25 protein-coding genes, 1 tRNA gene and 1 pseudogene are annotated in these 25,063 nt (G+C 71.1%); 19 read left to right on the top strand and 8 right to left on the bottom strand.

The window, feature by feature from the left end; all coding sequences use genetic code 11:
- Window positions 1-84: 84 nt before the first annotated feature.
- A complete protein-coding gene (locus HUT18_RS17700; protein WP_003999914.1) occupies window positions 85-381 on the top strand; it encodes a type II toxin-antitoxin system VapB family antitoxin in 297 nt (98 codons plus the stop codon).
- 290 nt (window positions 382-671) lie between these two features.
- Window positions 672-1,322, top strand: coding sequence for a LytR C-terminal domain-containing protein (locus HUT18_RS17695; protein WP_254878657.1), 651 nt, complete (start codon window positions 672-674; stop codon window positions 1,320-1,322).
- 241 nt (window positions 1,323-1,563) lie between these two features.
- Here HUT18_RS17695 and upp read toward each other — a convergent pair whose 3' ends face one another.
- Entirely contained in the window at window positions 1,564-2,199 is a 636-nt protein-coding gene (gene upp, locus HUT18_RS17690; RefSeq protein ID WP_176101609.1) for a uracil phosphoribosyltransferase, read from the bottom strand.
- A 117-nt stretch (window positions 2,200-2,316) separates the two neighbouring features.
- On the opposite strand from upp, the gene HUT18_RS17685 reads away from it, so the two are divergent.
- Together HUT18_RS17685 and HUT18_RS17680 are read left to right on the top strand one after the other, a co-directional pair.
- Entirely contained in the window at window positions 2,317-2,511 is a 195-nt protein-coding gene (locus HUT18_RS17685) for a hypothetical protein (RefSeq protein ID WP_176101608.1), read from the top strand.
- Between the two features lie 314 nt (window positions 2,512-2,825).
- Window positions 2,826-3,374 (top strand): hypothetical protein, encoded by a 549-nt coding sequence (locus tag HUT18_RS17680; RefSeq protein WP_176101607.1) that lies wholly within the window; start codon window positions 2,826-2,828, stop codon window positions 3,372-3,374.
- A 258-nt stretch (window positions 3,375-3,632) separates the two neighbouring features.
- On the opposite strand, the gene HUT18_RS17675 is transcribed toward HUT18_RS17680, so the two are convergent.
- Window positions 3,633-4,115, bottom strand: a complete 483-nt coding sequence (locus HUT18_RS17675) for a hypothetical protein (RefSeq protein ID WP_217710500.1) — start codon at window positions 4,113-4,115, stop codon at window positions 3,633-3,635.
- A 37-nt stretch (window positions 4,116-4,152) separates the two neighbouring features.
- Between HUT18_RS17675 and HUT18_RS17670 the strand changes: the two genes are divergently transcribed.
- The 10 genes from HUT18_RS17670 (at window position 4,153) to HUT18_RS34190 (ending at window position 13,004) form a co-directional block, all read left to right on the top strand.
- Window positions 4,153-4,653: a MarR family winged helix-turn-helix transcriptional regulator gene (locus tag HUT18_RS17670; protein WP_176101606.1), complete on the top strand. Its 501-nt coding sequence runs from the start codon at window positions 4,153-4,155 to the stop codon at window positions 4,651-4,653.
- A gap of 86 nt (window positions 4,654-4,739) precedes the next feature.
- Complete coding sequence (gene tadA, locus HUT18_RS17665) at window positions 4,740-5,222, top strand: tRNA adenosine(34) deaminase TadA (RefSeq protein ID WP_176101605.1); 483 nt, start codon at window positions 4,740-4,742, stop codon at window positions 5,220-5,222.
- A gap of 56 nt (window positions 5,223-5,278) precedes the next feature.
- Window positions 5,279-5,363 (top strand) — tRNA-Ser (locus HUT18_RS17660).
- A gap of 403 nt (window positions 5,364-5,766) precedes the next feature.
- A complete protein-coding gene (locus HUT18_RS17655) occupies window positions 5,767-5,949 on the top strand; it encodes a hypothetical protein (protein WP_176101604.1) in 183 nt (60 codons plus the stop codon).
- Between the two features lie 52 nt (window positions 5,950-6,001).
- Window positions 6,002-6,295 carry a Dabb family protein gene (locus HUT18_RS17650; protein ID WP_176101603.1) on the top strand — a complete coding sequence of 98 codons (294 nt, stop codon included), beginning with the start codon at window positions 6,002-6,004 and terminating at the stop codon, window positions 6,293-6,295.
- Window positions 6,296-6,717: 422 nt separating this feature from the next.
- Window positions 6,718-7,704: an RNA polymerase sigma factor SigF gene (locus tag HUT18_RS17645; RefSeq protein WP_254878656.1), complete on the top strand. Its 987-nt coding sequence runs from the start codon at window positions 6,718-6,720 to the stop codon at window positions 7,702-7,704.
- Between the two features lie 243 nt (window positions 7,705-7,947).
- On the top strand, window positions 7,948-8,790 hold the full coding sequence (locus HUT18_RS17640; RefSeq protein WP_176101602.1) for an RNA polymerase sigma factor SigF: 843 nt from the start codon (window positions 7,948-7,950) through the stop codon (window positions 8,788-8,790).
- Window positions 8,791-8,928: 138 nt separating this feature from the next.
- Complete coding sequence (locus HUT18_RS17635) at window positions 8,929-10,194, top strand: sensor histidine kinase (RefSeq protein WP_254878655.1); 1,266 nt, start codon at window positions 8,929-8,931, stop codon at window positions 10,192-10,194.
- A gap of 84 nt (window positions 10,195-10,278) precedes the next feature.
- Window positions 10,279-11,013: a response regulator transcription factor gene (locus HUT18_RS17630; protein ID WP_176101601.1), complete on the top strand. Its 735-nt coding sequence runs from the start codon at window positions 10,279-10,281 to the stop codon at window positions 11,011-11,013.
- A 749-nt stretch (window positions 11,014-11,762) separates the two neighbouring features.
- Window positions 11,763-13,004, top strand: a complete 1,242-nt coding sequence (locus HUT18_RS34190) for a GH25 family lysozyme (RefSeq protein WP_176101600.1) — start codon at window positions 11,763-11,765, stop codon at window positions 13,002-13,004.
- Window positions 13,005-13,269: 265 nt separating this feature from the next.
- Here HUT18_RS34190 and HUT18_RS17620 read toward each other — a convergent pair whose 3' ends face one another.
- Complete coding sequence (locus HUT18_RS17620) at window positions 13,270-13,476, bottom strand: hypothetical protein (RefSeq protein ID WP_176101599.1); 207 nt, start codon at window positions 13,474-13,476, stop codon at window positions 13,270-13,272.
- Window positions 13,477-13,961: 485 nt separating this feature from the next.
- Between HUT18_RS17620 and HUT18_RS17615 the strand changes: the two genes are divergently transcribed.
- The 3 genes from HUT18_RS17615 (at window position 13,962) to HUT18_RS17605 (ending at window position 18,213) form a co-directional block, all read left to right on the top strand.
- Entirely contained in the window at window positions 13,962-14,531 is a 570-nt protein-coding gene (locus HUT18_RS17615) for a MarR family winged helix-turn-helix transcriptional regulator (protein ID WP_254879042.1), read from the top strand.
- An 81-nt stretch (window positions 14,532-14,612) separates the two neighbouring features.
- Window positions 14,613-17,180, top strand: a complete 2,568-nt coding sequence (locus HUT18_RS17610; RefSeq protein WP_176101597.1) for an MFS transporter — start codon at window positions 14,613-14,615, stop codon at window positions 17,178-17,180.
- A 205-nt stretch (window positions 17,181-17,385) separates the two neighbouring features.
- Entirely contained in the window at window positions 17,386-18,213 is an 828-nt protein-coding gene (locus tag HUT18_RS17605; protein WP_176101596.1) for a YceI family protein, read from the top strand.
- 94 nt (window positions 18,214-18,307) lie between these two features.
- Here HUT18_RS17605 and HUT18_RS17600 read toward each other — a convergent pair whose 3' ends face one another.
- Window positions 18,308-18,883, bottom strand: coding sequence for a DinB family protein (locus HUT18_RS17600; RefSeq protein ID WP_176101595.1), 576 nt, complete (start codon window positions 18,881-18,883; stop codon window positions 18,308-18,310).
- 164 nt (window positions 18,884-19,047) lie between these two features.
- On the opposite strand from HUT18_RS17600, the gene HUT18_RS17595 reads away from it, so the two are divergent.
- The gene (locus tag HUT18_RS17595) at window positions 19,048-20,031 is read left to right on the top strand and encodes a YafY family protein (protein WP_176101594.1); all 984 of its coding nucleotides are present in this window, start codon (window positions 19,048-19,050) and stop codon (window positions 20,029-20,031) included.
- Between the two features lie 13 nt (window positions 20,032-20,044).
- Here the strand turns inward: HUT18_RS17595 and HUT18_RS17590 are convergent, their stop codons facing one another.
- A complete protein-coding gene (locus HUT18_RS17590; protein ID WP_176101593.1) occupies window positions 20,045-20,842 on the bottom strand; it encodes a TetR/AcrR family transcriptional regulator in 798 nt (265 codons plus the stop codon).
- Window positions 20,843-21,296: 454 nt separating this feature from the next.
- Between HUT18_RS17590 and HUT18_RS17585 the strand changes: the two genes are divergently transcribed.
- Window positions 21,297-22,226 carry an endonuclease/exonuclease/phosphatase family protein gene (locus HUT18_RS17585; protein WP_254878654.1) on the top strand — a complete coding sequence of 310 codons (930 nt, stop codon included), beginning with the start codon at window positions 21,297-21,299 and terminating at the stop codon, window positions 22,224-22,226.
- A gap of 143 nt (window positions 22,227-22,369) precedes the next feature.
- Here HUT18_RS17585 and HUT18_RS17580 read toward each other — a convergent pair.
- The 3 genes and pseudogenes from HUT18_RS17580 to HUT18_RS17570 all read right to left on the bottom strand — a co-directional run.
- A pseudogene (locus tag HUT18_RS17580) lies at window positions 22,370-23,107 on the bottom strand (response regulator transcription factor); the annotation flags it as partial.
- 168 nt (window positions 23,108-23,275) lie between these two features.
- Window positions 23,276-24,184 carry a DUF2797 domain-containing protein gene (locus HUT18_RS17575; RefSeq protein WP_176101590.1) on the bottom strand — a complete coding sequence of 303 codons (909 nt, stop codon included), beginning with the start codon at window positions 24,182-24,184 and terminating at the stop codon, window positions 23,276-23,278.
- Between the two features lie 116 nt (window positions 24,185-24,300).
- Window positions 24,301-24,915: a TOPRIM nucleotidyl transferase/hydrolase domain-containing protein gene (locus HUT18_RS17570; RefSeq protein WP_176101589.1), complete on the bottom strand. Its 615-nt coding sequence runs from the start codon at window positions 24,913-24,915 to the stop codon at window positions 24,301-24,303.
- Window positions 24,916-25,063 lie beyond the last annotated feature (148 nt).

Raw genomic sequence — 25,063 nt, 5'->3', positions numbered from 1 at the left:
TTTCCCCTCCGTCCCGCCTGACGCGGACACTACACAGCGTCGCGATGGCTGCGCCCGAAGAGCCCGGACCGGTAGGCTTTCCGTGTGATCTTCAAGCGCATCGGAAACGGCCGGCCGTACCCCGACCACGGCCGGGAAAGCACCCGGCAGTGGGCGGACGTCGCGCCGCGCCCGGTCCGCCTCGATCAGCTCGTGACGACCAAGGGCCAACTGGACCTGGAAACGCTGCTCGCGGAGGACTCGACGTTCTACGGCGATCTGTTCGCCCACGTCGTGAAGTGGCAGGGCGACCTGTACCTCGAAGACGGCCTGCACCGGGCCGTCCGCGCCGCCCTCCAGCAGCGCCAGGTACTCCACGCCCGCGTCCTCGAACTGGACTGAGGCAACCCGAACCGGAACGCACACCGCGGCCGGGGCCGGTGCGCACCACGGCCCGGGGCGGCGTGTGTCCGTCACCGGTACGGCGTACGCACCGGACTCGGTTACGAAGCCGGACCGGAACAGGGCCGGAAACGGAATCCGACGAGCACCGGCAGGGGCGGTGGCCTGGGCGCCTCTCCGGCAAACCTCAGTGGGCCCACCAATGAACAGTTGGCCCTTTTGGGTTGGTCCGTCAACAAGGCAATGATCATCTAGTAGGCATTGTCGCTTCGCGGCACTACGCTGCGCTCATGAGCATGCTGACTCCTCCCGGCATGGGCCGCCAGTACCGCGTCACAGGATCGAAGTATCCGCGGATGCGCAGGCCTCGCCGCCGTGGCCGGTGGGTGGTCGCCGCCATCGCCTCGGCCGCCGCGCTGGGCATGGTCGGCTGGGGAACCCTGCAGCTCATCGACGTGTTCTCGGGCGGCGGCGACAGCGCCTCCGCCTCCGCGCCGGACTGCGGGCCCAAGGCCTCCGCGTCCGCCTCCGCCTCCGCCTCGGCGAAGTCGGCCCGTCCGCTGCCCGAGCCGGGCCGTGTCACCGTCAACGTCTTCAACGCGACGCCGCGCGGCGGTCTCGCCAAGAAGACCGCCGACGAGCTGAAGAAGCGCGGCTTCAAGATCGGCGAAGTGGGCAACGCCACCAAGGAGTTCGACAAGAAGGTCCCGGGCACCGGCCTGCTCCTCGGCTCCCCGGCCTCGCTCGACACCTCGCTGCCGGTCCTCGGCAGCCAGCTCCCCGGCGCCCAGAAGCGCGCCGACACCCGCTCCGGCGCCAAGGTCGACCTGATCATCGGCACCGCCTTCAAGCAGCTCGCCCCGAAGGCCGAGGCCGCCCGCGCCCTGAACCAGCTGGCCCACCCGGCCCCGGCCCCGAAGCCGTCGGAGTCCTGCCACTGAGGCTGGGGGCGAGCCGGGTCCGCCCGTTGTCCTGCCGCTGTGGCGAGAACGGGCCGGGGCACGTAGGGACTTGAGCGCTCGAGCCCCGCCTCGGGCAACCCAGCCTCGGACTCGGGCTCAGCCTTCAGAAGCGGCCCGAAAACACACGCGGGCGCCCCGGGAACCAGCCCCGAACCACCCGCGCGCAGACCCGCAATCCCGTAAACCCGTAAACCCGTGAACCGGGAACCCGGGAACCCCTCTACTCAGCCGCCCCGTACAACCGGTCCCCCGCGTCGCCGAGGCCGGGCACGATGTAGCCGTGCTCGTTCAGGCGCTGGTCGACCGAGGCGGTCACGACGGTGACCGGGGTGCCCGCGAGCTCCCGTTCCATCACCTCGACGCCCTCGGGGGCGGCGAGCAGCACCACGGCCGTGACGTCGTCGGCGCCGCGCCGGATGAGTTCCTTTATGGCCGCGACCAGGGTGCCGCCGGTCGCGAGCATCGGGTCGAGTACGTAGACCTGCCGCCCGGACAGGTCCTCCGGCATCCGGCTCGCGTAGGTCGAGGCCTCCAGGGTCTCCTCGTTGCGGATCATGCCGAGGAAGCCGACCTCGGCCGTCGGCAGCAGCCGGACCATGCCGTCGAGCATGCCGAGACCGGCGCGCAGGATCGGCACCACCATCGGCCGGGGGTAGGAGAGCTTCACCCCGGTCGTCCGCTCCACGGGCGTCTCGATGTCGACCTGCTCGGTGCGTACGTCGCGGGTCGCCTCGTAGGCGAGCAGCGTGACCAGTTCGTCGGCGAGACGGCGGAAGGTCGGGGAATCGGTGCGCCGGTCGCGCAGTGTGGTCAGTTTGTGGGCGACCAGCGGGTGGTCGACGACGTGGAGGCGCATGGCCACAGGGTAGCCAAGGCCCTTCGCCGCGCGGCCCACGGTTCCCGCCTCCCGCACTGGCATCAAACCGGCCACCGGGGGGAAAGTGAGAGGGACGGACCCGGGGTGGTGTGGTGAATGCCGGAACAGAACCCGAGCGGTGACCGACCGGACGCGTATCCGGAGGAGAACGAGGCGGAGCGACGCCGCCGTCGCGCGCAGTTTCTGCGCGACCTCAACGAGGCCCGAGAACTGCGCGACCGGGTCCAGCCACGCCGCGCCCGCGCCGCCCGGATGCGCCAGCACATGCGGATGCGGACCTTCCGCTGGTGACGGCCCCGGCCGCCCCGATCCACAGCACCGAACCGCGGTACCGAACCGTCCGGCGTACTGCCGGTGACCAGGGGTTCGTCCCCCGGTGAACGGGCGCGGCCGTTCGGGTCCTCGGCGGGGCCGCAGGCGTGCGGCCGGATCCGCTGTCGTACGGTCCGGGATGAGGCGCGCGCAACACAGCGGGCGGAAGACCTCTCCTGACGGCGTTGTTTCTGCCACGATTCCGATGGGCGGGGTCGCGCTTGCGTTCCCGCTCGCAGCCTCCGCCGGGGGGAATCCCAACCGGCACGCCCTAGACCAGTGGGAGAGTCACGGTGTACTTCGCCGCACTGCTCGCGCGCACCGAAGACGGGTGGGAAGCGAGCGATACAGAGCTCGACGACGTGGAGACCCTGTCAGATCTGACCGACCTCGCCCGCGAGAACTCGGTCGACGACGACACGGTTCTCGTATTCGTCGAACAGGAAGGTGCCTGGTTCGGCATCGTCCGTGTCGAGGGCGAGGAGGACCCGCGCATCTACATCTCGGATGCCTCGGCCGCCGCCCGCAGCTCGTACGGGGAGATCCTGCTCACCGACGAACTCGTCGGCCGCGAGCCGGGATCCGACGACGGAACCGACCTCGACACCCTCGACCTCGACGGCACCGAGGACGGTGAGCCCGCCGAGGTGGACACCGGCGCGCAGGACGAGGACGGCATCGACGCCCTCGACCCGCTGCCCGCCGGACCGCTCGGCGACCGCACGGTCCTCACCGACCTCGGCGTCTCCGAAGCCGACCTGCGCCAGATGGACAGCGGCGACGCCCTGGGCGAGATCGCCGAACTCCTGGGCGTCGCGGAGGTCTTGGAGGCGGTGCGCTAGGACGTCGTCGGTCGGGGCGTCCGTCGGCTGGGGCGTCCGTCGGTCGGGGCGTCCGTCGGTCGGGGCGTCCTGGCGCGGTTCGCCGGGACGTCCGGGGAGTCGGCCCGCCGGGACGTCCCGGGAGTCGCCCTGCCGGGACCCGCGCACGCGGCTGCCATACGCAGCCGTCGTACCCAGCCGCCGTACGCAACCGTCGTATGCGGTCCCGGCCCGCCGCCTGTGTACCGCCGCTTGCGTACCGCTGCCTGCGTCCCGCCGTCAGATGCCGGTGGCCGCGGGCGAGTTCCCGGCCCGCCGCCGCTGCCGTGTCAGCTGCCGGACGATGAGGGCGGCCAGCACCACAACGGCGACCACGTCGAAGGTGCTGGACGCCGCGCCGCCGACATCCGGGTCGAGTTCGGTGAGCGCGAGGAAGGTGCTCTTGGTGACGACGGCGGTGCCCGCCACCGCGACCCGCACCAGGGGCCGGAACGCGGCCCAGACCAACGCCGCCCCCAACGCGCCCTGCAACAGGCCGCGGTGCTGGAGAAGAGCGAGCGTCATCGGGTCCGCGACGTCACCGATCCCGTACGCGATGTCCAGCGTGCCCGGGGAGACCAGGGCGAGCGCGGGGGTCGCGGTGATGAGACCGATAATGACGAGCACCGCGCGTACCGCGGTCTCTTCCCGTTGTGTGCGGCGGCGTGCCGTCGTCGCGTTCCGCCGCGGGACCCTGCGCCGTAAAATATCGTCAGCAGTCATGACGATCACGCTAACTGATGAATGAAGAGGGGGTCCAGTGCCCGAGCGCCCGGCAACCCCGGACGACGCCGTCCCGCACGTGGACGAACTCACCGGCTACCTGCTGATCAAGACCTCGGCGATGACCGGCCGCTCCGTGGACCGGGCACTGCGGCGGCACGGGCTGACCGGACGGCTCGTCCGCGTACTGGCGTTCATCCGGGACCAGGCCCAGGCCCCCTCCCAGCGCGACCTGTGCGGCCTGACCGGCCTGGACCGCACCACGATGGTCGCCGTCGTCGACGACCTGGAACAACGCGGCTTCGCCCGCCGGGAACGCAGCACCGCGGACCGCCGCAAGTACGTCGTCACCCTCACCGAGAGCGGCGCCGACGCCTACCGGGCGGCGCTGGGCGACCTGCTCAGGACGCAGGACGAACTCCTCGCACCACTGTCGGCCACCGAGCGTGGCCAGTTCCACTCGATGCTGGCGCGCGTTTTCGTCGCGGAGGCGGAGTGCGAGGGGGCCGGGGAGGAGACGGGCAGGGGCGCCGAGTGAGCGCCGAGGCAGAGGCGGGGGCGGGCGCCGAGGCGGAGCCGGGGACGGGCGCGCCGAGGCCGAGCCGGGAAGGTAGGTTCCGGACCATGAGCAGCTCGGCACAGGAACCCGACCCGGTACGCGACCGCTGGCGGGAGCCGATGGAGCTGGCGCTGGCGCAGGCCCGGCTGGCGGTCGGCGGCGGGGACGTCCCGGTCGGCGCGCTGGTCCTCGCACCCGACGGCTCCCCCCTCTCCCGCGCGCACAACGAACGCGAGGCCACCGGCGACCCCACCGCGCACGCCGAGGTGCTCGCCGTCCGCCGGGCAGCCGAGCAACTCGGCGGCTGGCGCCTGGCCGACTGCACCCTGGTGGTCACCCTGGAGCCCTGCACCATGTGCGCGGGCGCCATCGTCCTGTCCCGTCTCGACCGCGTGGTCTACGGCGCCCGCGACGAGAAGGCGGGCGCGGCCGGTTCGCTGTGGGACGTGATCCGCGACCGCCGCCTGAACCACCGCCCCGAGGTGATCGCCGGCGTCCGCGAGGAGGAGTGCGCCCGCCTGCTCACCGACTTCTTCCGCGACCGCTGAGCAGCCTCCGGATACGGATTTCAGGGCACGGCCGACCTTGGGCTAGGATCTCTCTCGGTAGCGTGTCCGAGCGGCCGAAGGAGCTCGCCTCGAAAGCGAGTGTGGCGCAAGTCACCGAGGGTTCAAATCCCTCCGCTACCGCTGGTGAACGAGGGGCTCGATCCAATGGATCGGGCCCCTCGCAGCGTTCCGTCGGCAGATACCGCCAGGCCCACGAGAGCCCGCCCTGCGAGAGCTCGCCCCGCAGGAACTCGCCCCACAAAGCTCGCCCCAAGAAATCGCGCGAGCGAACAACGGCCCGGACAAACGGAGTTGCTCCGGCCACCCGCCCTCTGCCGCCAACCACCCTCCGTGAGGGATATGCGGCACTCCTGCCACAACTCCCCTACAACACGCGGGCATTGAAGAGGAAATGCCTGGTGAATACGGACTCGTCCCCCCGTCGGCCGTCGGACGGGCGGGATACACTCGCCGCCGGTGGCGCACGGAGCGGCGCCGCGCAGGTTGGGGAGTACGAGGGACACCGGGCAAGGGGAGCCACAGCGTGGGTGTGCAGTCGAAGAAGATCGCAGTCTACGTGCTGGCCGTGTTCGTGCTCTACGTGATCATCACCGACCCGGCGAAGGCCGCCGACTATGTGCAGATGGGCTTCGAGGGCATATCCAGCGGAGCCAAGTCCATAGGCGACTTCATGACATGGATCGCCAACGGCGGCAAGAACGACTGACACCGGTGGCGGCACGGGCCCGCCGTCGGCCAGAGCCCCCCGAGGAGCACACGTGATCCGGCACTTGGTCCTGTTCAAGCTGAACGAGGGCGTGGCCCGCGACGAGGAGCGCGTCCTCGCGGGCGAGAAGGCGTTCCGCGAACTCGAGGGGCAGATCCCGGAGCTGCGCTTCTGGGAGTGCGCCTGGAACATCACCGACCGGCCGATCGCCTACGACTTCGCGATCAACTCCGCCGTCGAGGACACCGACGCCCTGCGCCGCTATCTCGAACACCCCGCCCACCAGGCCGCGGCCGCGCTCTGGCGCGAGTTCGCCACCTGGGTGATCGCCGACTACGAGTTCTGAGCCCAGGACGGCGATTCCCGGCCCGGAAGCACGAGTTCCGCGCCGGACACGACACGGTCCCCGCCTGATACGGCACATCTCCGCAGGCGCGGGCCGACCGAACTCCCGCACCTCCGAACTCCCGGACAACTCAAGGCCGCACACGACTCGCGCACCGGCCTGGACGTCACCCTCGCACGTCCCCCGCCCCTCCGGCGGGGGACGTTCGTATGTCCGCACCCGTGTCCCCCGCACGAGCGTCGCAAGCCCGTGCCCACGCAGGCTCACACCCGCCCTTACCTGCAGATTCACCGGTCAACACGTAGATTTGCGGTGCTTGCACACTGTGCACATGTCTTGTGATGCTATGACCGCTTTTGACGGTTTCAGGTTCAGGAAGTTCCCGAACGAGCAAATCTCCGCGAAAAGGGGTGGCGTCGACCTTGCCGGCCAGCACAGCGCCTAAGGCTCCACCCCGGCAGGGCCCGGGACACGAACGGAATCCGGAGCACGAACAGCTTCCGGGACACCGTCACGAGCAGGACCCCGAACAGCACCGCGGAAAGCCCGAATCCGATCCCGATCCTGAGCCCGATCCCGAGCCGGAAACCGAGTCCGAAACCGAATCGGAATCCGGGTACACCCAGGAAGCCACCCCGGCCCGGCAGCGCGGTGCCGACACCCGCGCCCTGACCCAGGTGCTCTTCGCCAGGCTCGCCGGGCTCGCGCCGGGCAGCACCGAGCACGGCCGGGTGCGGGCCGCACTGATCGAGGCGAACCTGCCGCTCGTCCGCTACGCGGCGGCACGTTTCCGCAGCCGTAACGAGCCGATGGAGGACGTGGTCCAGGTCGGCACCATCGGCCTGATCAACGCCATCGACCGGTTCGACCCCGAGCGCGGTGTGCAGTTCCCGACGTTCGCGATGCCGACGGTGATCGGCGAGATCAAGCGGTACTTCAGGGACAACGTCCGCACCGTGCACGTACCGCGGCGGCTGCACGAGCTGTGGGTGCAGGTGACCGGTGCCACCGAGGACCTCACCACCGCCTTCGGACGCTCGCCCACGACCGCGGAGATCGCCGAACGGCTGCGCATCACCGAGGAGGAGGTCCTCGCCTGCATCGAGGCGGGGCGCTCGTACCACGCGACCTCGCTCGAAGCGGCGCAGGAGGGCGACGGGCTGCCGGGGCTCGTCGACCGGCTCGGCTACGAGGACCCGGCCCTCGACGGCGTCGAACACCGCGATCTCGTACGGCATCTGCTCGTCCAGCTCCCCGAGCGCGAGCAGCGGATTCTGCTGCTGCGCTACTACAACAACCTCACCCAGTCCCAAATCAGCGCGGAACTGGGCGTTTCGCAGATGCATGTGTCGCGACTGCTCGCCCGGAGCTTCGCTCGGCTCCGGTCCGCAAACAGGATCGAGGCGTAACCGGCACGGGTGGTCCGCGACTTGGGGCCGGACTGTGACGTGCGCCACGAAGGGTGAAGCGGACCCCCGCTTCCTGCGCAGACGTCCCGGATCGATGTCGACATGTCACTACAGCGTGTTGCCGACATGTGACATTCTGCGGAAACGGCGTTTGGCGAGCCTCCCCCGCCGGTATTCAGGTGGAGGCTGCGTTCCACAACCGGGGCGCCCACCGCGACCGTTACGCGACCTCAAGGGGGTGGCATGTCCGCAGACCAGGGCAGCTCGAAGGTACTGACGCCCAACGAGCCCGAGGCGGCACCCGACATGCTGCACACTTCGGAAGTCATCGACACGCGCACGCTCTCCCGCTCCCTGTTCCTGCGGCTTTCCGCGCTCGACAAGGACAGCCCGGAGCGGGCCTACGTACGCGACACCCTCATCGAGCTCAACCTCCCCCTCGTGCGGTACGCCGCGGCACGCTTCCGCAGCCGCAACGAACCCATGGAGGACATCGTCCAGGTCGGCACCATCGGCCTGATCAAGGCGATCGACCGTTTCGACTGCGAACGCGGCGTGGAATTCCCGACGTTCGCGATGCCGACGGTCGTCGGGGAGATCAAGCGCTTCTTCCGCGACACCTCGTGGTCGGTACGCGTACCGCGCCGCCTCCAGGAGCTGCGGCTGGCCCTCACCAAGGCCAGCGACGAGCTCTCGCAGCGCCTCGACCGCTCGCCCACGGTGGCCGAACTCGCCGCCGTACTGGGGGTGTCGGAGGAGGACGTGGTCGACGGCCTCGCGGTGGGCAACGCCTACACGGCCTCCTCGCTCGACTCCCCGGCACCGGAGGACGACGGCGGCGAGGGCTCGCTCGCCGACCGCCTCGGCTACGAGGACAGCGCCCTGGAAGGCGTGGAGTACCGCGAGTCGCTCAAGCCGCTGCTCGCCAAACTCCCGCCCCGCGAACGGCAGATCATCATGCTCCGCTTCTTCGCGAACATGACGCAGTCCCAGATCGGCGAAGAGGTCGGCATCTCGCAGATGCACGTCTCGCGTCTGCTGACCCGGACGCTGGCGCAACTCCGCGAGGGCCTCATCAACGACTGAGCGGCCGGATCGTGGGGACCGCAGGGAGCGGCAACTGCCGGGAGCGCCAACCATCGGGCCTGGCAACTGCCGCTTGCGGTAAGGAACTTCAACCCCGCGGTTGAAGACGCCGACGCGGCGCCCGCCTAGCATCCACCGGTGCGCATCAAACCGGGCCTGGGCAGAGTGGGCGACGTGGTCCTCGCCGTCGGTCTCGCGATCGGCGGCTGTGTGGCCGGGCAGCAGTACCACCCGCCGGGCTGGGCCGAGTTCGACGCCCTCGCGTACGCGCTCACGCTGTGCACCGCGCTGCCGTTGCTCGCCCGCCGCAGCGCACCGGCGACGGTGCTGGTGCTGTGCTGCGCCGGGTACGCGACGTATCTCGCCCTGGGCTACCAGCCCTCGCTGAACTACTGGGTCCCGGCCATCGCCCTGGTGGGCCTGGCCGCCGCCCGCCCGCCGCGCGTGTCCCTTCCGGGCGCCGCGCTGACCGCCGCCGTCGTGACCCAGAGCGGCATCAGCGGCGGCCTGTCACCCGCCCTGGTCGCGGTGCAGGCGCTCGTCGTGCCGCTGGTGGCACTGGCCTTCGGCCTCGCGCAGCGCCGGGCCGCACAGCGCACCGCCGAACTGCGCCGCCTGACCCGGCTCCTCGCCCGCCAGCAGGCCGCCGAGGCCCGCCGGGCGATCACCGACGAACGGGTGCGTATCGCACGGGAGTTGCACGACGTACTGGCCCAGCACATGTCCGTGATCAGCATCCAGTCCGGACTCGCCTCCTACGTCTTCACCTCCGATCCGCCGACCGCCCGCACCGCCGTCGAGACCGTCGCCCGCGCCTCCCACGAATCCCTCGACGAACTCCGCAGGCTGCTGGCCCTGTTGAGGACGGACCCCGACAGCAGCGACGACAGCCCCAACGGCACCGGCACGGGCTCGCACGACGGCGGATCTCCCTCGCTCCTCCCGCCGCACGAGCCACTCCCCGGCATCGACCGCATCCCCGAACTGGCCGAACGCACCGGGCTCACCGGAGTCCGGGTACGCGTCCACACCGAGGGCATCGCGCCGCCGCTCAGCCCCGGACTCCAACTCTGCGTCTACCGCGTGGTGCAGGAAGCCCTCACCAATGTGGTCAAGCACTCCGGCGCCCGCGAGGCGGAGGTACGGGTCGCCCATCAGCCGGGGCGGATCGCGGTCACCGTGCGGGACGACGGCCGCGGCGAAGGGACGTACGGCAACGGCTCGTACGGCAAGGGTGACAGCGGGGCGAGGCGCACGGCGGCCGACGGTGGCGGCACCGGTTCGGGGCTCGGGCTCATCGGTATGCGGGAGCGGGTCAAGGTCTGGGACGGCACCCTGACCACCGGGCAACGGCCGGAGGGCGGCTTCGAGGTGCGGCTCTCACTGCCCGTCGACGGTACGTAACAACTGTCCCAATCCCTCGTTCCCCAGGGGCTGTTGAAACCCGGCGTGTACGGAAGTCGTCGTAGTGGTCGGGGGTATCAGGACATGACGAGCATTCTCGTAGTGGACGACCAGGAACTCATCCGGGCCGGGCTGGCCGCCCTGTTGCGCGCGACGCCGGGCTTCGACCCTGTGCTGGAGGCCGCGGACGGAGAGACCGCGCTGGCGACGACGGCGCGCGAGAAGCCCGAGGTGGTGCTGATGGACATCGGCATGCCGGGGATGGGCGGGATCGTCGCCGCCGAGCGCATCCTCGCGCTCGACCTGGACCCGCTGCCCCGGGTCATCGTGCTGACGGTGTTCGACCGGGACGAGTACGTCTACGCCGCGCTGCGGGCCGGATGTGCCGGCTATCTGCTCAAGGACACCCCCGCGGACCGTCTGGTGCACACCATCTCCGTGATCGCCGGGGGCGAGATGCTCTTCGCGCCGAGCGTCACCCGCCGTCTGATCGAGGCGTACGCACCGCAGCGGACCATGCCCGCCGAAGAGCACACCGCCCTGGAGCAACTCACCTCCCGGGAAAGGGAAGTTCTGCTCCTGGTGGCCCGCGGACTGTGCAACGAGGAGATCGCCGCACACCTCTTCGTCTCCGAGGCCACGGTCAAGTCCCATCTGCACCGCGTGATGACCAAACTCGACCTGCGCAGCCGCGCGCAGGCGGTCGTCGTGGCGTACGAGTCGGGCCTCGCGCTGCCGCAGAGCGGGAAGAGTGGGAAGAGCGGCAAGTTGGACGGCGGACAGCCGGAGGGCGGCTGCGCCCGGTGCGGGACCCGATAGGTCCTGTCGGGCCTGGGCGGGCAGCCCTCTGATACAGGTCCCCCTGCCGAGCTAAGGGCTGTCGGCTATCGGCTGTCGGCTGTCAGCTGCGACCCAGGGTGGAGAGCGCGGCGGACTCGGCCCCTGGTAGGCCACCGGACTTCAACTGCCTGTTGGACGCGCCCTGTTGTCCCTTCTCCGTACGTTCTTCCCCAGGGAACGGAGACAGGAAATCCGGGGGGACGCGCATGGAGACACGTATGGAGACGTGCACCGGGACGCGCATGGGGACACGGGGATACGTATGAGGCGTCCGAGCTGTGCGGGGCAGGTGCGCCCGGCGTGCGCGGTCGGCGTGCGGGGACGGGCGGTGCTCCGACCGGGCGACGTGTGACTCCGTACGCGCCGCCGCGCAAGATCACGTGTATCTCTCGCCGTGAGCCGTGAGCCCGTCGGCGCTTCAATGCGCGTACGAGGCACGTACGGCCGCCCAGGACGCCGACGACCAGCGAAAAGCCGTACGGAACAGAGCTGTTGAGACGGCTGGGCACCGCGCCCCAGCCCGTTACGGACGCCCGTGCACGCGCAAGCCGACCCTGCTGAGGGCACTGCACCAGGAGGCGGTGGAGCGGGCGTTCTCCACCCTGCGCGTCCACTGACGAGCGGGGCGAGCGGACACGCATACCGCCACCCCCACCCCCTCCCCCCTACGCACCCACCCGGTGCGTGCGCACCCGCACGCCCCCACCCACGTACAGGAGTGAAGCTTCATGACCCTCAAGTCCCGTATCGGTACATACGGATTCACCACGCTCGCGCTCGCCCTCGGCTGTGCCTGCCTCACGCCCGCGGTCGGTGCCTTCGCCGACGGCGCCCGCCCGGCGGCGTCCCCGGCCGACGACCACCACGCGGGCTCCGGTGTCGCCGAGCACACCGGCCGCGAGATCCCGGCGCCGCTCGCCGCCGGTGCGGTGAAGGGGCTCGACGTCAGCAGCCATCAGGGCAATGTGGACTGGGGGGCGGTGGCGGCGAAGGGGGCGAAGTTCGCGTACGTCAAGGCGACCGAGTCCCATACCTACCGGAACCCCAACTTCGGTCAGCAGTACGGGGGTTCGGCCAAGGCGGGGCTGATCAGGGGCGCGTACCACTTCGCCAGCCCGGAGAAGTCGAGCGGCGCGCGGCAGGCGGACTACTTCGTCGACCACGGCGGTGGCTGGACGGCGGACGGCAGGACGCTGCCGGGCGCGCTCGACGTGGAGTACAACCCCGATCAGGGCAACGACTGTTACGGGCTCGGCAAGGGCGCGATGACCAAGTGGATCGGCGACTTCCTGGAGCGCTACAAACAGCGCACCGGGCGCTATCCGGTGATCTACTCGACGACCGACTGGTGGAGGAAGTGCACCGGCAACACCTCGGCCTTCGCCAACAAGTCCCCGCTGTGGATCGCCAATTACGGCGGTTCGGCGCTGCCGTTGCCGTCCGGCTGGTCCACGTACACGATCTGGCAGACCGCGCGCTCCGGACCGCTGCCGGGTGACCAGAACGTCTTCAACGGCTCGCTGAACGACCTGAAGACCTTCGCCAAGGGGAGGTACAACCCGCCGCCCGTACAGTCATGGCCAATCGCCAAGGAGGGTGGCTCGGGGAGTCAAGTGACCGCTCTTCAGCATCTGTTGAACGGGCACGGCGGTGCGGTGAACGTCGACGGCGCGTACGGTCCCGGTACCAAGGCGGCCGTGACCGCCTTCCAGAAGAGCAAGGGGCTCACGGCCGACGGCATCGCGGGCCCGCTGACCTGGCAGGCGCTCGCCGACACGCTGCGCGCGGGCAGCGGCGGCAACCCGGTGAAGGCGGCCCAGTTCCTGCTGAACGGCCATGGCGCCGCGCTGAAGGTCGACGGGCAGTTCGGGCAGGGCACCAAGGACGCGGTGACCGCCTTCCAGAAGAGCAGGGGGCTCACGCCGGACGGGATCGTCGGCGCCCAGACCTGGCAGGCGTTGCTGGGCTGACCGGCGGCGGGCGGGACGGACCGCCTGAGAACGACGGCCTGAGAGCTACCGCCTGAGAGCGGCCACTGGAGAACGACCGCCGGAAACGACCGCCGGAAAACGGAAGGACAGCGTGCGGCGCAGAATGCCGCGCGCTGTCCTTTGTCCGTTTGTCTTCGGCCGTCCGGCCGTCCGGCTGTCCGGCTGTCCGGCTGTCCGTTCGTTGTCGACTGCCCGAGCCCGTCGAGCCGTTCGGCCGTGCCGTGGTTACCTGCCCGCGCCCGGCTCAGCCCAGGGCGAGCCAGGCCACCCCGGCCACCACGGCGAGGGCGATCACGACGCCGATGATCAGGCCGATACGGGGACCGGACGAGGCCGCCGCGGGCTGAGCGGCCTGCGGGGCGCCCTCGTCGACGAAGGCGCGGAACATCTGGGTGCTGCCCGACGGGTCGTGACCCTCGGGGCCCTGCGGGGCTTGGGGGTTGTGTGCCATGAGCCAGGACACTAGCGAAGTCGGCCCCCGCACCCAAGAGCGGGCAGGACACTTCGGCGCGACGATCCGCTGAAGTCACTCGTCGGCCACCGGGACCGCCCGCCCTCTGTCCCAGTACACCGCCCCAAACGGCGGGACAGCCTCCCACCAGCCGTTTTATCCGTACGCACCCAGACCTTTGCGCCTTCTTTAGGGCTCCACCCCGTCATTACGTTTGCCTGCGGCAACCAACTTCTCCTATCGTTGCTCTAAGCAACAAACTGTGCGGGAGTGCTCACACAGGGGTGCTCACACAGGGGTGCTCAGGCATGGGACCTCAGACAGCGGCGCCGCGAAGAGGCCGGGCCGGAACGAGCCGGAACAGACCGAGCAGAACCACGAAGAAGCAGACGGGAAACTCCGTGAAGCGTCAGGAACCGGACCACGACCGGCGGCGCGCCACCCTCGATCCGTACAAGGAACCCCCTCCGCACGAGGAACTCCCCCTGTACGAGGAACTCCCTCCGTACAAGGAACTCCCTCCGCACGAGGACCTCGACCCGTACGAAGAACTGGCGCGTCAGCTCAGCAGCGTGAACGCGGTCAAGCGTGACCTCGCCCGCATCCTGCCCGCCGACTGCCCTCCGGCCAGTGCCGCGGTCCTCTTCGTCCTGGCCCGCGACGGCGAGATGCGGATGAGCCGCCTCGCCGAGCTGCTCGCGGTGGACCTGTCGGTGACCAGTCGGCATGTGGCGCACGTGGCCGAGCGCGGCTGGATCGACCGGCTGCCCGACCCGGCCGACCGGCGCTCGCGCATCCTCCGGCTCTCCGGGGCGGGCACCGCCAAACTCGCGGAAATGTCCGCGAGTACCGCCCGGCACCTGTCCGAGCGGCTGAGCGACTGGACCCAGGACGAGGTCCGCACCCTCACCGATCTGCTGACCAGACTGCGCGCCGGCTTCGGTGACTGCCGCGCCAGCGCGCGCCCCCAGACACCCGTGCACCCCCAGGCGCCCGCGCACTCTCGGACACTCGCGCCCCCGCCCACGCCGCGCGTGCCTCCCAGCAGCACCTGAACGACGACGAAGCACAGACGAAGCACACCGGCGCACCGGCACACACGCGCAAGCGACGAAGCACGCAAGCAAAGGACCTCCATGGCAACGACCACACCAGACACCGGTGTGCGGGGCGGCGACGCCGAACAGGCCGCTGCGCAGGGCAATCCCCCGCGCACGGCGCACGGCAACGGCGCACACCGCGCCGGGCGCCCCTCCCACGGCAAACAGGCCGACCACGACGCCAACGCGCCGATGACGCACCGGCAGATCATGGAGGCGCTGTCCGGGCTGCTGCTCGGCATGTTCGTCGCCATCCTGTCGTCGACCATCGTGTCCAACGCCCTGCCCGAGATCATCGGTGACCTGGGCGGCGGCCAGAGCGCCTACACCTGGGTCGTCACGGCGGCGCTGCTGTCGATGACGGCGAGCACACCGCTGTGGGGGAAGCTCGCCGACCTCTTCTCCAAGAAGGCGCTCGTCCAGATAGCCCTGGTCATCTACGTCCTCGGCTCGGTGGTCGCCGGTCTCGCGCAGAACCCCGCGATGCTGATCGCCTGCCGCGTCGTGCAGGGCGTCGGCGTCGGCGGTCTCACCGCGCTCGCCCAGATCGTCATGGCTGCGATGATCTCCCCGCGCGAGCGCGGCCGTTACAGCGGCTACCTCGGCGCGACCTTCGCGGTGGCCACCGTCGGCGGGCCGCTGCTCGGCGGCGTCATCACCGACACCTCCTGGCTCGGCTGGCGCTGGTGCTTCTACGTCGGCGTGCCCTTCGCGGTGATCGCGCTGATCGTCCTCCAGCGGACCCTGCACCTGCCCGTCGTGAAGCGGGACGTCAAGGTCGACTGGGGCGGCGCCTTCCTCATCACGGCCGCGGTCAGCCTGCTGCTCATCTGGATCACCTTCGCCGGTGACAAGTACGACTGGCTGTCCACCCAGACGTACGCGATGGTCGGCGGCGCGGTCCTGCTCGGACTGCTCTTCCTTCTGGTGGAGACCAGGGCGAGCGAACCGATCATCCCGCTGCGGCTGTTCCGCAACCGTACGATCACGCTGGCCTCGATCGCCTCGCTGTTCGTCGGGGTGGCGATGTTCACGGCCACGGTCTTCTTCAGCCAGTACTTCCAGCTCGCGCGCGGCAAGTCGCCGACCATGTCCGGGGTGATGACCATCCCGCTCATCGCCGGTCTGTTCCTCTCCTCGACCGGCGCGGGCATCGTGGTCACCAAGACCGGCCGCTGGAAGGCCTGGCTGCTCGCGGGCAGCCTGCTGACCACCGCGGGCCTGGGCCTGCTCGGCACCATGCGCTACGACACCGAGTACTGGCTGCTCGCGCTGTACATGGCCGTGCTCGGCCTCGGTATCGGCATGATGATGCAGAACCTGGTGCTGTGCACGCAGAACCAGGTCGCCCCCTCCGACCTGGGCTCCGCCAGCTCCGTCGTCGCCTTCTTCCGCTCGCTCGGCGGCGCGATGGGCGTCTCCGCGCTCGGCGCGATGATGGCCCACCGCATCACCGACTACGTCAAGGACGGCCTGACCGACCTCGGCCCCGAGGGCGCGAAACTCGCCGCCGAGGGCGGCGGCCACGGCAGCATTCCCGACCTCGACGCCATGCCCGCACCCCTGCGCCAGGTGATGGAGAGCGCCTACGGCCACGGCATCGCGGACGTCTTCCTCTACGCCGCCCCGCTGGCCGCCCTCTCCCTGCTCGCCGTGCTGTTCATCAAGGAGGTGCCGCTGCGGGGTGCGGCAGCCACCTCCAACTCCGCTGATTCCGCGGCCGGTTCGGAGGGCTCCGGTCTCGCACGCGCTGCGGACGCCGTTCCGACGGAGACCGTTCCGACGGAGGCTTCCCCGGCGGAGGTCACCCCGACCGAAGCCGCTCCCGCTGACGCGACCTCCGGCATCCCCGTCACCGGCCATGTCCGCGGCGCCGAGGACGCGCCCGTCCCGGGCGCCGCAGTCACCCTGACCTCGCTGGTCGGGCGGCAGGTCGGCCGGTCCTTCGCCGGGCCGGAGGGCGGGTACGAGGTGGCGGCGCCCGGCGCGGGTACGTACGTCCTGATCGCCTCCGCCGAGGGGTTCCGGCCGCATGCCGCGACCGTCGTGGTGACGGGCGAGCCGGTCACGTACGACCTGCTGCTCAGCGGGGCCAGCGGGCTGTCCGGCGTGGTCACGACCGTGGCGGGCGAGGGGCCGGTGACGGCGGCCGTGGTCGTCGTGACGGATGTCCGGGGCGAGGTCCTCGCCACCGCGACCACGGACGAGCGGGGCGCGTTCCACTTCGCCGGGCTGGTGCCGGGGCCGGTCACGCTCGCGGTCAACGCGAGCGGCTACCGTCCGCTGGCCCGTCCCGTGGAGATCGGCGGCGCGGGGGTCACCCGCGTCGAGATCGCGCTCGACCCGGGCGCCGAGGCGCGGGGCACGGTGTCCGCCGCGGGCCGTCCGCTGGGGGACGCGCGGGTCACGCTCGTCGACGCCGTGGGCAATGTGGTCGCGGTCGCGACGACGGGCGAGGACGGCGCGTACGTCTTCACCGATCTGGACGCCGGGCAGTACACGGTGATCGCCACCGGCTACCCGCCCACCGCGACCTCCCTGCACGTGACCGGCGGCGACACGGCCGGTCACGACATCCAACTCGCCCACCCGGACAGGCCCTAGTTACCCGGTCGCCGCACCCCGCCAGGTGCGGCGGCCGCCCCGGGTTCCCGTCGGCCCCGCCGGTGCCTTTGAGCGGAGGACACCGCCGCCCGGGTCACGGGAACGGGCCCCGACGGCGCGCGACCCAGCGGCAGGGGACGGCCGCTCGCGCCGCCGTCGGGGCCCCTCACACGTAACTCACCTTGAACACAAGGCGGTTGAAGCGATGGCAGTCAGCGCACGGATCGGCACGCGGGACGGGTGGGCGGTGCCCCATGCCGTTGTCACGCTGACCGATATGGCGGGTACGCAGGTGCTGCGTGCCGAGGTCGACGCGGAGGGCGCGGTGCGCACGGGGGCGCCGCTGACCCCCGGTCCGTACACGGTGATCGTCACCGCCGTCGGCTACGAGCCGCTCGCCAGAACGGCGTTCGTGACCGCGAGCGGCCGGGCCGAGCTCGGCCGGATCGAACTGGCCCGGCAGGACGGGCACGCACTCCCGCCGCCCGGCCCCTGGACCGTCGACCCCGCGCACTCCTCGGTGACGGCCGTCGCCCAGCACCTGGGCATCTCCAGTGTGCGGGGACGGTTCCTGGACTTCGGGGCCCGCATCGACATCGCCAACTCCCCTGAGAACCCAGGCACTTCACGGGTGTCCGCGACCATCGCCCCGGCCTCCCTCGACACGGGCAACGCGCTGCGCGACGGCCACCTGAAGTCGCCCGACTTCCTGGACGTGGAGCGGTTCCCGGAGATCACCTACCGCTCGCACAGTCTCACCCCGGCCGGGCCCGGCCGCTGGATGGTGCACGGCGAACTCGGGATGCACGGCGTCCTGCGCGAGGTCGACCTGGACCTCGGCTACCTCGGCACCGGACCGGACCCCTGGGGCGGCACCCGCGCCGCCTTCCGCGCCACGGCCGAACTGCGCCGCGAGGACTTCGCGATGAACTACAACCAGGTACTGAAGACCGGCATCGCGGCGATCGGTACGACGCTGCGGGTCGAACTCGACATCCAGGCGGTGCGCGGGGAGGCGCTGCCTCAGTTGTGAACCGGGCCCTGGGCAAGGGGAGTTACCCGTCAGCCACTCGTCGCCACTCGTCGAGGGTTGCCAAGGGCCCGGCGGCCGCCGCCTGTTGGGCGGCTCAGCCCATGCTCTTCGCGCCGTCCAGGCCCTCGCGGATGATGTCGGCGTGGCCCGCGTGCTGGGCGGTCTCCGCGATGATGTGCAGCAGCACCCGGCGCACCGACCAGCGACCGCCCGGCTCGAACCAGGGTGCCTCGGGCAGCGGGTGGGAAGCGTCCAGGTCGGGCAGCGAGGCGATCAACTCGTCCGTCCCACGGGCCACTTCGGCGTAGTCGGCGAGCACTCCGGCCAGCGTCTCGCCCGGCAGCATCCGGAACTCGTCGGTGCGGCGGGCGAAGTCCTCCTCGGTCCACTCGGTGAAGTTCGGCATCGCCGAAGGGCCGTCGACGATGAAGCCGTGCCACCCCCGCTCGACCGCGGCGACGTGCTTGATCAGTCCGCCCAGGCAAAGCTCGCTGACGGTGGTACGGCGGCCCACCTGCTCGTCGGTCAGGTCGCGCGTGGTCAGGCGCAGGAACTGCCGGTGCGTGGCCAGGGTCTCCAGGAGGTCGGCGCGCTCGCCGGTGAGGGCGGGGGCCTGGCCGTTCCGGACGGACTGGCCGGGGTTGGGGGTCGTCGCCTGCTTGACGGTCATGATCCACACCTTCCGTAGGTTCTGCCGGTTCTGAAGCTGCTGTCGCGGGCTGCGCGACGTCCGAGGCCAGGGCTTCGGAGCTTGCGCTCCGCCCCGTCGCTCAAGAACGACGATAGAAGCCATTGCGGCCACTTTCTGTCCTGAATTACGGAACAATCCCGAGCATGGCGAACACCAGCACCCGGACCCTGCGTCTGCTGTCCCTGCTCCAGACCCACCGCTTCTGGCCCGGCACCGAGCTGGCCGAGCGGCTGGAGGTCTCACCGCGCACCCTGCGCCGGGACGTGGACCGGCTGCGCGAGATCGGCTATCCCGTGGAGGCGCGGCGCGGGGTGGACGGCGGTTATCAGCTCGCCGCGGGCGCGGCCCTGCCCCCGCTGGTGATCGACGACGACGAGGCGGTCGCCCTGGCGGTCGGGCTCCAGACCGCCGCACAGGGCACGGTCGAGGGCATCGCCGAGTCCTCGGTACGGGCGCTGGCCAAGGTCGTACGGGTGATGCCCGCCCGGCTGCGCCGCCGGGTGGAGGCGCTGGGCGCGATGACGGTACCCGCGGGCTGGGTCGGCCCGGCCGCGGCGAACATCGATCCCACGGTGCTGACCGAGGTGGCCATGTCCTGCCGCGACACCGAACAGCTCCGCTTCTCGTACACCTCCGCCGACGGCCGCGCCACCGAGCGGCACGTCGAACCGCACCGCCTTGTTCCGCTCGGCCGCCGCTGGTACCTCGTCGCCTACGACCTGACCCGGCACGACTGGCGCAGCTTCCGCCTCGACCGGCTCAGCGCGCCCCAGGGCACCGGCGCCCGCTTCCGGCCGCGCGAACTTCCCGCCGCCGACGCCGCCGAGTTCATCCGCGCCCGCCTGGTGCAACTGCCGCGCCGCGTGGAGGCGTTGGTGGATTCCCCGGCCGCCTCCGTACGCGAACGGATCGGCCGGTGGAGCACAGTGGAAGAGGTCGACGCCGAGCACTGCCGGGTCCGTATGAACGCCGACAACCTCGACTGGACGATCCTCGCCCTCGGCTCCCTGGAGGCCGACTTCACCGTCCTTCAGCCGCCCGAACTGGTCGACCGGATCCATGAGTGGGGCGCCCGGTTCAGCAGGGCAGGCGGCCCCAACTCCCCTACCTCAGAAGGGAGTTCGTGAGTCGTCCCCGGGCTCAACTCCTGGGCGGGGGAATCGACTCGGCGCCGACCGCGACCTCGATGCCCGAGATCAGCAGGTCGAGTGCCCAGCGGAAATCGCGTTCGCGCATCTCCTCGACACTCTCGGCGCCGCCCGCCTCGATGAGGCCGGTGGCCTGCTTGAGGGAGTCGGCGAGTTCGGGGTCGGTGTTGACGCCCCGGAGCGCCTCGCACAGGTAATCGTCCTGGCTGACACCGGCGTTGGCGCAGCGCCGGATGAACTGCCCCTCGATGGTGCCGAATCCGTACACGAACTGGAAGACCGCCGAGATCGCCCCCATCTGCCCCTGGGGCCCGAGCCCGGTGCCGCGCACCACCCGCTGTACGGCGTGCGAGAACTCCCGTGCCCGGGGGCCGATGTTGAGATAGTTGCCGGTGAGCGGGGAAACCCACGGGTGGCGTACGTGGAGCGAGCGGTACTCGGCGGCCAGCGCGCGCAACTGGTCCCGCCAGTCCTCGGTGCCCAATTCCCCGACGGGCAGGGTCATTTCACCGTAGACGGCGTCCAGTGCGAGTTCGAGCAGGTCGTCCTTGGTGTCCACGTACCAGTACACCGACATGGCGGTGACGTGGAGTTCGGCTGCCAGCCGCCGCATGGAGAACTTGGCGAGCCCCTCGGCGTCGAGCAGCCGCACGGTCGCCGCCGTGATCCGCGCACGGTCCAGACCGCTCGGCTGATCACTGCGCCGGTCCGTCGCGCCACGCGCCGCCGACCGCTCCAGCCAGACACTGCTGCGCGCGGGACGGCGGGTTCCTTCGGCTGCCTTCACCATGGTCCTCTTCTTCCCGTCGCCCCATGCCCGACCAGCCGCGCTCGGCCCTCACCGGGCCCGGCCACAGGGCGAGTCTGCCCGCACCGGAGCGTTCACGGAAACCCCGGATCGTGTTCAACTTCGCGCACGCGGGCGACGGTCCCCGAAGCCAAGCGGAACGCAAACTTCCGCCAATCCGCCCCTCGCAAGCTCACGGTCACTCGCCGCACGTGTCGCGTACGGGTTCAGTGACGGCCGGGAGCGGTACGGTGCTGCGCGCACCCCTGACATCGGATCAGCCACCGGACCTGACTCCGGCCCCCGAAGCCGGACCTGACCCCAGGGAAGTCGGATGTCTCCACTGCCTCGGCACGCACCAGAACTCGGCTCAGGGAGCCACTCGGGGCTCAAGCCCCTTTCCCCGCACGGCCGTTCACGTCTCGGCACCCCGACCCGCCGCTCACCCGTCCCCCTCGTGTCCGTCTCGGCGCTCGCCTCCCTCGCGGCCGCCGCCTCGCTCCTGGCCCCGCTGGCGTCACCGGCGACGGCGGCGACGAGGGCGGCGACGGCGAGGACGGCAACGAACACGTCCGACGGAACGCCACCGTCGCCCGTACGCGAGCAGTCGGCGGCCTGGGACTCCGTGCCGCTGCGTGTCGCCACGTACAACATCCACGCGGGCGCGGGCGCGGACAGTGTCTTCGACGTGGACCGGCAGGAGGCGGCGCTGCGCGCACTCGACGCGGACGTGATCGGCCTCCAGGAGGTGGACGTCCACTGGGGCGCCCGCAGCCAGTGGCGCGACCTCGCGACCGAGCTGGCCGAACGGCTCGGTATGCACGTCTACTTCGCGCCCATATACAGCTTCGACCCGCCGTCCGAGGGCGCCCCGCGACGGGAGTACGGCCCGGCGGTGCTCTCGCGGTACCGGTTCACCGAGACCGTGAACCACGACATCACCCGGCTGTCCACGCAGGACCCGAACCCCGTGCCCGCCCCGGCGCCGGGCTTCCCCGAGGTCGTCGTACGGGTGCGCGGCCTGCCGGTGCACATCTACTCCACGCACCTCGACTACCGCCCCGACCCCGCCGTACGCACCGCCCAGGTCGCCGACACCCGGCGCATCCTCGCCGAGGACTGCGACCGGCACGGCCGCTGCCCCCGCCAGATCCTGCTCGGCGACTTCAACGCGGAACCCGGCGCCGCCGAACTCGCCCCGCTCTGGCAGGAGTTGACGGACGCCGACCCCGCCGCGCCGACGTTCCCGGCAGCCGCTCCGGTCAAGCGGATCGACTACGTGACGGTCGGCGAGGGCGTACGAGTCCTGAACTCCGAGGTGGTGAACACCCTGGCCTCCGACCACCTCCCGATCGTGGCGGACCTGCGCCTGCGCCGGAAGCCGTGAGGGGAGCGCTGCTTACGGGAGGAGGCGGCGGGCCGACAGGGGCGGTGCCGGGGGGGCGAGGAGGCGGCTCAGCGGGACGTCGTGGTCAAGGCCGGTGCCGGGGCCGATGCCGGGGCCCGAGTAGGCGCGGGGGCAGGTGCGGGCGCGGGTGCGGGCTTGATCAGGTACCCGGCGCCCCGCCGCGTGTGGATCATCGGTTCCCGGCCCCGGTCGATCTTGCGGCGCAGGTAGGAGATGTAGAGCTCGACGACATTGGCCTGGCCGCCGAAGTCGTACGACCACACACGGTCCAGGATCTGCGGCTTGCTGAGGACGCGGCGCGGATTGCGCATGAGGAAGCGCAGCAGCTCGAACTCGGTGGCCGTGAGGTGGATGGAGACGCCCGCGCGGGTCACCTCGTGGCTCTCCTCGTCGAGGGTGAGATCGCCGACCACCAGGACCGACTCCGTGCGCCGGTCGACGGCGCCGGAGCGGCGGATCAGCCCGCGCAGCCGGGCCACCACGTCCTCCAGGCCGAAGGGCTTGGTCACACAGTCGTCGCCGCCCGCGGTCAGTCCGGCTATCCGTCCTTCGCCCGCGTCCCTGGCGGCGAGGAACAGCACGGGCACGTCCGGCAGTTCGCGCCGGAGCCGGCCCAGGGCCGACAGCCCGTCCATGTCCGGCAGCGCCATGTCCAGGACCACGGCATGCGGCCGGAACGCGCGGGCGGCGCGGACCGCACCGGCGCCGTCCTCGGCATGCCGGATCTGCCAGCCCTCGTAGCGCAGCGCCATCGACAACAACTCGGCGACGGACTGCTCGTCGTCCACCACCAGCACCCGGACCGGACTCCCGTCCGGCCGCAGCGGTTCGGTACGCCCCTGGGGCGAGGTCACGGTCATGTCCCCACCGTGCGGGGCCACCGTGAGAGCCCCCTTGGGGAAATCTGTGAATTTCCTGAGAATCGGGGCGGGGATGAGGGTGGGGATGGGGATGAGGGTGGGGATGAGGATGAGGGCGGGCGCGGGCTCCGGCGCGGGCGCGGGCGCAGGACCCCTACGCAGCACCGTTCAGAACAGTCCCCCTTGCACCACGGCCAACGGCCGCACCGGCACGGTCGTCCCCGCCGCCTCCGGCGCCCTCACCAGCTGCCACCCCGCCAGCAACCGGCTGTCGACGATCACTACCCGCCGCGCATCCTTCTGAGCGAGATACAGGTCGGGACCGGCGGCGGCGATCAGGCGCCCCGCGACGGTGCCTCCGACGACCAGCTCACCGACCACGCCGGGCGTACCGGCCGCGGGCAGCGCACCAAGCCCGAACTCCTGCTCATGGTCGACGACTTGGCAGGGCAGCGGCGCCAAAGACTCGGGCCAGGCGGGCAGTGCGCGGGCGCGCGCGTGCAAGGTGCCGAGCTCCGTGGCGCGTTCCTCCGGCCCGGGCAGCAGACCGCGGACGGCGCGCTTCTGGGCGTACGGGATCCGGTCGGGCACCCGGAGCGCGGCACGCAGCAGTTCCTCCGCGCGCCGGGCGGCCATGAGTGGCCCGGCGCCGAGCCAGGTGAAGGCGACGGCGCCCTGTTCGAGCAGTCGTGCCGAGCCTCGCGCGGCGCCGGTGATGCCGACCTTCAGCAGACCGGGACCGAACCAGGCGAGGTAGACGTGGTACGGGCGCGGGTCGTCGGCGTAGGTGTCGGCGGCCACCGAGTGGGCGCGGTCGATCCGCGCACAGTCGCCACACTGCGCGCGCGTGACCGTACCCGGCACCGCCACCTCCTCCGGACACGGCGTCCACCGCCCGCCCCGCCACACACCGAGGCACCGCCTGCCCGCCGCCACCCGAAAAGCCAGCCGCTCCCCCAACAAGGGCGCACTCTCCCGGTCCGCACGCCCGGGCGCGTACCACCCGAGCACGGGCCCGCCCGTCCCACTCCCTCCGCCCCGCTCCCGCCACCTCATCCCCGTACACCACCAGGCCATCCCTCGACGCTAGCCGGAGGGTCTGACACTGAGGCGGGACAGGCGGGTGGGCGGATGGGTGGACAGCCAGATGGCGACTCGGCCAAGCTGCCAATCGGCAGGTGGTGGCCAGGTGGTCAGATGCAGGCGAAGAGATCGTCGAGCGGCGCCGGTACCCGGTCGGGTTCGAGTGCCTCGACAAGGACGCGACCGTAATGGATCTTGCGTCCCTTCTTCGTGCCGAAGAAGCGCCGAAGCTGCTGTTGTGAGCTGCGGCCCTGTTGTGCGGGCTGGCGCAGGAAGGTCTCCAGGGGGCGTACCTCGCCCTCCGCGCGGACGAGTTCGGCCACCCGCGTCACGCCGAGGGCACGGATGAGTTCGTCCTCCAGATCCGCGGCGCAAACGAAGAACTCCTGTCCCGCACTGGCCCGTTCGAGACCGCGCGCGTAGTACGGACGCTCCCGCTCGTCGCACAGCCCGGTGAGACGGATGCCCAGGCCGGACGGCCCGAGCAGCCCGGCGAAGCGCGCGACGCTCATGGCACCGCCCATCGGCAGGACACAGACCCCCTCGGCCGCGAGATTCCGGCCACGCCGCTCGGCGAGCGCGTCCACCGCCGCCACATCGCTCGGCCCTTCGAGCAGCACAGCCGCCCGCACCGCCACCCGCCCGGCCAGCTCCCGCGCCCGCTCACCGGACCCCCCGGCGGCCCACGCGACGACCGCCTCCCGGAACTCCCCCATGTCAGCCATGACACGAGTCTGAGCCGTTTCCGGCCACGGGGGTAGGGAATTTCCGCCGGGCCTGGGGGGCCTGCCCGGCCAGGCCCCGCCGCTCGGCGAGAAGTGTGCACTGCAGGTGCACGTCAGCACCTCCCGCCCGTGATCTAGCCTTGCGCCC

Source organism: Streptomyces sp. NA04227 (assembly GCF_013364195.1).
Taxonomy (GTDB): Bacteria; Actinomycetota; Actinomycetes; order Streptomycetales; family Streptomycetaceae; genus Streptomyces.
This window is presented reverse-complemented; position numbering and strand designations above follow the sequence as displayed.

Bases quoted from the DNA above. Each gene is read 5' to 3' on its own strand.
- HUT18_RS17620 (WP_176101599.1), bottom strand. From the start codon at position 13,476: ATGGCACACAACCCCCAAGCCCCGCAGGGCCCCGAGGGTCACGACCCG.
- HUT18_RS34190 (WP_176101600.1), top strand. From the start codon at position 11,763: ATGACCCTCAAGTCCCGTATCGGTACATACGGATTCACCACGCTCGCG.
- HUT18_RS17595 (WP_176101594.1), top strand. From the start codon at position 19,048: ATGGCGAACACCAGCACCCGGACCCTGCGTCTGCTGTCCCTGCTCCAG.
- HUT18_RS17685 (WP_176101608.1), top strand. From the start codon at position 2,317: ATGCCGGAACAGAACCCGAGCGGTGACCGACCGGACGCGTATCCGGAG.
- HUT18_RS17695 (WP_254878657.1), top strand. From the start codon at position 672: ATGAGCATGCTGACTCCTCCCGGCATGGGCCGCCAGTACCGCGTCACA.
- HUT18_RS17675 (WP_217710500.1), bottom strand. From the start codon at position 4,115: ATGACTGCTGACGATATTTTACGGCGCAGGGTCCCGCGGCGGAACGCG.
- HUT18_RS17570 (WP_176101589.1), bottom strand. From the start codon at position 24,915: ATGGCTGACATGGGGGAGTTCCGGGAGGCGGTCGTCGCGTGGGCCGCC.
- tadA (WP_176101605.1), top strand. From the start codon at position 4,740: ATGAGCAGCTCGGCACAGGAACCCGACCCGGTACGCGACCGCTGGCGG.
- HUT18_RS17600 (WP_176101595.1), bottom strand. From the start codon at position 18,883: ATGACCGTCAAGCAGGCGACGACCCCCAACCCCGGCCAGTCCGTCCGG.
- HUT18_RS17640 (WP_176101602.1), top strand. From the start codon at position 7,948: ATGTCCGCAGACCAGGGCAGCTCGAAGGTACTGACGCCCAACGAGCCC.
- HUT18_RS17610 (WP_176101597.1), top strand. From the start codon at position 14,613: ATGGCAACGACCACACCAGACACCGGTGTGCGGGGCGGCGACGCCGAA.
- HUT18_RS17590 (WP_176101593.1), bottom strand. From the start codon at position 20,842: ATGGTGAAGGCAGCCGAAGGAACCCGCCGTCCCGCGCGCAGCAGTGTC.
- upp (WP_176101609.1), bottom strand. From the start codon at position 2,199: ATGCGCCTCCACGTCGTCGACCACCCGCTGGTCGCCCACAAACTGACC.
- HUT18_RS17630 (WP_176101601.1), top strand. From the start codon at position 10,279: ATGACGAGCATTCTCGTAGTGGACGACCAGGAACTCATCCGGGCCGGG.
- HUT18_RS17575 (WP_176101590.1), bottom strand. From the start codon at position 24,184: ATGGCCTGGTGGTGTACGGGGATGAGGTGGCGGGAGCGGGGCGGAGGG.
- HUT18_RS17605 (WP_176101596.1), top strand. From the start codon at position 17,386: ATGGCAGTCAGCGCACGGATCGGCACGCGGGACGGGTGGGCGGTGCCC.